The sequence below is a fragment of the Microcystis flos-aquae FACHB-1344 genome, assembly GCF_014698375.1.
GTDB lineage: Bacteria > Cyanobacteriota > Cyanobacteriia > Cyanobacteriales > Microcystaceae > Microcystis > Microcystis aeruginosa.
The window spans coordinates 1-4174 of the sequence record NZ_JACJSW010000008.1 but is presented as its reverse complement, the minus strand read 5'-3'; the positions used below and the strand labels follow the sequence as shown (position 1 = coordinate 4174).

Genomic DNA, 4174 nt, shown 5'->3' with positions numbered 1-4174 from the left:
CATTTTCAGGCGTGCGCTTAAGTCTCTCATGCTGACGATACTTTTATCCAGTGCAAAACCTATCCAACAGGACACAAAAGTAAATGTACTTAATGCGGGATAGTCATTTTTGGGGAGTGGCTTGAGAAGCTCTTTCATTAGTTTTGGGAAAATTGTTAGCATGGCTTATTCACATTTATTGGTGTATATTTACTTTGTTTTCTTATCTATAATATCAAATTTTGTACGACTTTTTTCCCCGTTCAACACTTCTGCTCTTTAATCTGAGTACCTAAATTTTGTTTGGTGCTTTCATATTCAGTCAGACTTTGCTGATATTTTTGCCATTTTTCGTCATAGACAGGGCCTTTGCCTAATTTTTTTGTGCCAGAAGTTCCTTCTGCTTCTCCAATAACAGCCCGATAAGCTTCATCCCTTTGTTGTTTCGACTTATCTAACTCGTTCTGCAATTTTTCATTATCTTTTTCTAAGTCAGAAATTTCAGAATACTTCAGGATTAAACGCTCCTGGTTCTCTGAAGCACTTTTAGAGTTTTGTTCAACCAGTTCAGCCCGAATCGGTTTTTCAAAAATTTTGAGTTCTAAGGGTTTAGCCACAACAAAAGCGATAGAGATAGCGACTAATACCCGAACTCCGAGAAAGACACTTTGTTCTGCAGTCCACTTTTCCTCCTTCCGAGTGGTGGAAACTAAAAAGCGATCAAGATTGCCAATCATTAATCCCCAAAAGAAACCAAAGCCGATAGCCATCCTTGTGGAATTAAAAACAGTCCACAGGGCATAACCTCCACTGAGAGATGCTAGTACAGAGGTCAACAGAATTGTAAAACCGATCATGGCATATTTATTGTGATCGACTTGGCATCGTTCTAAAACCTTAATGTTTGCTCCCGCACAAAACCAAAGGAATTTCAGAGCAAAGCTTGCATTAGATTGAGGTAGAGATGTAGATTTCATATTGACCTCCTGATGGTTGGTGTGCCAATTCCTAAACTGGAACTGGATTTATTGTAAAAAGTTGTCTCGGTGATGTCAGTCCCCATCGAAGTAGAAATTATTTGCGTGAAGATGGAAAAAAGTAGAAATTATTTGCATGAAGATGGAAAAAAGTAGAATTACTGCGGATTCAGGTTCGGTTTGATAAATCCTCCGCGCTTCAAGGCTTATTTAACTAGAGTCGATGGGAAGTTGCCCCAATGAGCAGGAGGACAAAGCTGTGAGTGTGAGGACACTCAATGAGCGAGCGATCGGTTCAGGTTCTTTCTCATGCAAACTCAGTAAAATCAGCAAACTCAGTAAGCTCAGTAAAGCATGACGGCTTGGTAAGTTTTGTATTATTTTATACAAAATACAAAAGTAGCCGTTCAGGAGGGAAACATGGTACTCTGAGAAGTGCGATCACGGAGCTTCTCGACTTTGTGTGATAATTTTTGCTTATGAAATCGTGAAATGTTTACTGGGAAAGACTTTTAGGACTATTTGGTTAAATAAACTATCAGTATAGACCTCGTTTCCACACAGAAACCAGAAGAGCTCGATCACGTTTAACACTTACAATTGGGTCGATTTTGCTCAAAGACAAATCTGTTGGGAGCATCTGAAACATCTCTTTCCTAAACAGTTACAGAAAGTCTTTTTATACAAAGGTTAAGAAATGGAAAAACTGACTATCTTCAACGACAAGACGCTCATCCCTGTAGCAGACAAGTATCAATTGACTGATCAGCAAAGAGAAGTTTTTTTTCGTCGCCTTATTGAGAAAAAAAATTATCGACAAATAGCGGAAGAACTTGAAACAAGTGAAAATGCTTGTCAGAAATGTATGGGAGAAGTTTATAAAAAGTTTAATATTACCGGAGAAACTAGAGGGAAGGAACGCCGTCTTATTCAGGTAATAAACTCGATTATAACTCCCCAAAAATCAGTATCATCTATTATTTATCCATCTCCATTTATAGAACGAAATTTTCAATTTATTTTAAGAGGAGAACACGCGATAGCCCGTTCTTTATTTGCTTTTATCGCTAGAACCTTAAAGCAAGTTCAAGTTGAACATTATAGTCCCGCTCAAATAATCGGACAGGCGATTAGGGAGATAGTTTCAGATTCTTCTCACAGAAACATTTTAGAAAAAGCCCCTTCTGCTACCCTGAGAAAATTTTGTTTAGAGCAAATTTTAAAACACTTAAACTCTCAACGGAGAGAGAAAGAATCAAGTCTTAATAAATTAATCATTAGTGAAGAGTCTTTGATTAATAATATGAAGATAATTAGATATGTTTTAGACAAACTAATCAAAGAATCTTGTCCGAAAGATCATCAATTATTAGAGCATATATACGAGAAAGGGTTAAGCTATCAACAAATCGCTGGCGATTGGATAGACTCACCTGAGAAATCCGAAAATCAAGACCTAATTAATGAACTCAAAGAAAAGCATGAGAAATTGCTTAAACATATTCGCCTTGAGTTTCATACAATTAAGGAAAGTGAGAATCTCGAAGATTATTTAAAAGAAGTAAAAGAGACAGAAATAATTTCCTACAAGAATCCAGAAATTAAAACAAAGATTGAACTATATAGTAAAATAGCTAACCTTGAAACTTTGAATAATGATAACATTCAATATCTTAAGTTAATATTAGATGATTCTATCCGTACACCCCTAATCGATTTTTGGATTAATGAGATCGATCACTTTATAGCTCATGAAAGAGAAGATTTACAATATTTAGAAACTCATAAAGAATTTGAAGCTCAACAGAAAATTGAGTTAATCAATGAACTAAAAGATGGCTTGTTAGTGAATGGGAAGGAAAAAGAACCAGTGCTAACTATCGGGATTTGGGAAGTAAAAAACTTCAGACTTTATTGCGAACAATATCAATTAGCTGAAGCTGAAGTAACATTGTGGAATCCTAAAACGAATAAACAATTTACAGGAATAGCTGTAGAAAAAGGCTCAATTAATGCATTATGTCAAGCTCTAAATTATTCCTTGAATAAAGCACTTCAGTTAGAGAACAAGGCTTGTAATTTCTTTCTTTACTGGGTAAGTTTACAAAATGAAAAAATAAACAATGATATAAACGTCCCTGTTACTGCTACTGTTATAATTCAAGATGGGAGTAATTTTTATGTAGGAAAAGACATAAATGAAGACACGATAACAGCAGCGTTTAATGCCTGTGTTTCTGCCACGGATAACCTCGTTAATAATAAATCAACTTGTGTGGAAAAAATTGCTAACGAATATACTAGGACTGGAATAGTAAAAATTTCTGGACAAGCACGAATTGAAAAAACCATAGAGATTTTAACAAAGATTTTTGAAACAAGAGAGAGCGCGCCTATCTCTATCTTCGCAGTGAGTAGTGGCAAATTAGTCTCTTGGTGGAATAGCGAGCTAGGATACAAATTTCAAGAATTCAATAAAAAATTGATTCAGCAGGGAATCAATATCCAAAGAGTCTTTATCTTAGATAAATTGTCTAGTGAAATCAAAGAAATTATGGAAAGACAAAAGCGCGATGGCATAGATGTACGCTATATCCTCGAAGAAAATGTAGAGAATTTACAATCAAACTCGGAACCTTTTTTAGGCTGGCAATCCTTAGCTTCAACAAATTTCTTGGTCTGTGGTGACGAATTAACAACTAAAATGGTTGTTAACAGTCAAGGAAATGAAGAAGACGGCTCTATATCCTTTGTTCAAGATGATATTCTCGTCAATAAACAACAGTTTGATTTGATCTGGGAAAAAGCTGAGGATAAAGATTTAGTCAATAGTCAGTAAAATGTAAAAAGTCAATAAGCGGGGAAAGTTCAGGTATAACCTCACCTCTTGACAAAAATGGCTCTTCGGTTTGTCTTATGCAATGGAGGGGGGTTATAAGGGATGTAACCCTTATATAGAAAGGCATTTAGCGATTTTTGTCAATTGTTTTTTATCTAGAGCGAACTAATCAATTAAGTCTCTTGCCAGATAAGGATTTAGTCGATTTATGCCCCCCTATCGAACCATAACAAGTAACGAAGAGCCACAAAAATTTACAATTATTCCTGGACTTCCCCCGTATAAATATACTAGCTATGGCTAAAAGTCTTACACAGCCTGAGTTAAAGCAATATAATACTAATGGACTACTGGACACAAACTCCGGAAGTCCTTACGC

2 protein-coding genes are annotated in these 4174 nt (G+C 35.8%); one reads left to right on the top strand and one right to left on the bottom strand.

The window, feature by feature from the left end; genetic code table 11:
• Window positions 1–242 precede the first annotated feature (242 nt).
• Window positions 243–956 (bottom strand): DUF4407 domain-containing protein, encoded by a 714-nt coding sequence (locus H6G48_RS00105; RefSeq protein WP_190717893.1) that lies wholly within the window; start codon window positions 954–956, stop codon window positions 243–245.
• A gap of 697 nt (window positions 957–1653) precedes the next feature.
• Here H6G48_RS00105 and H6G48_RS00100 point away from each other — a divergent pair.
• On the top strand, window positions 1654–3795 hold the full coding sequence (locus H6G48_RS00100; RefSeq protein WP_190717889.1) for an alpha-isopropylmalate synthase regulatory domain-containing protein: 2142 nt from the start codon (window positions 1654–1656) through the stop codon (window positions 3793–3795).
• The last annotated feature ends 379 nt before the right edge of the window (window positions 3796–4174 follow it).

What these genes read in the sequence shown, in the direction of transcription:
- H6G48_RS00105 (WP_190717893.1), bottom strand. Translation starts at nt 956, where the DNA reads ATGAAATCTACATCTCTACCTCAATCTAATGCAAGCTTTGCTCTGAAA.
- H6G48_RS00100 (WP_190717889.1), top strand. Translation starts at nt 1,654, where the DNA reads ATGGAAAAACTGACTATCTTCAACGACAAGACGCTCATCCCTGTAGCA.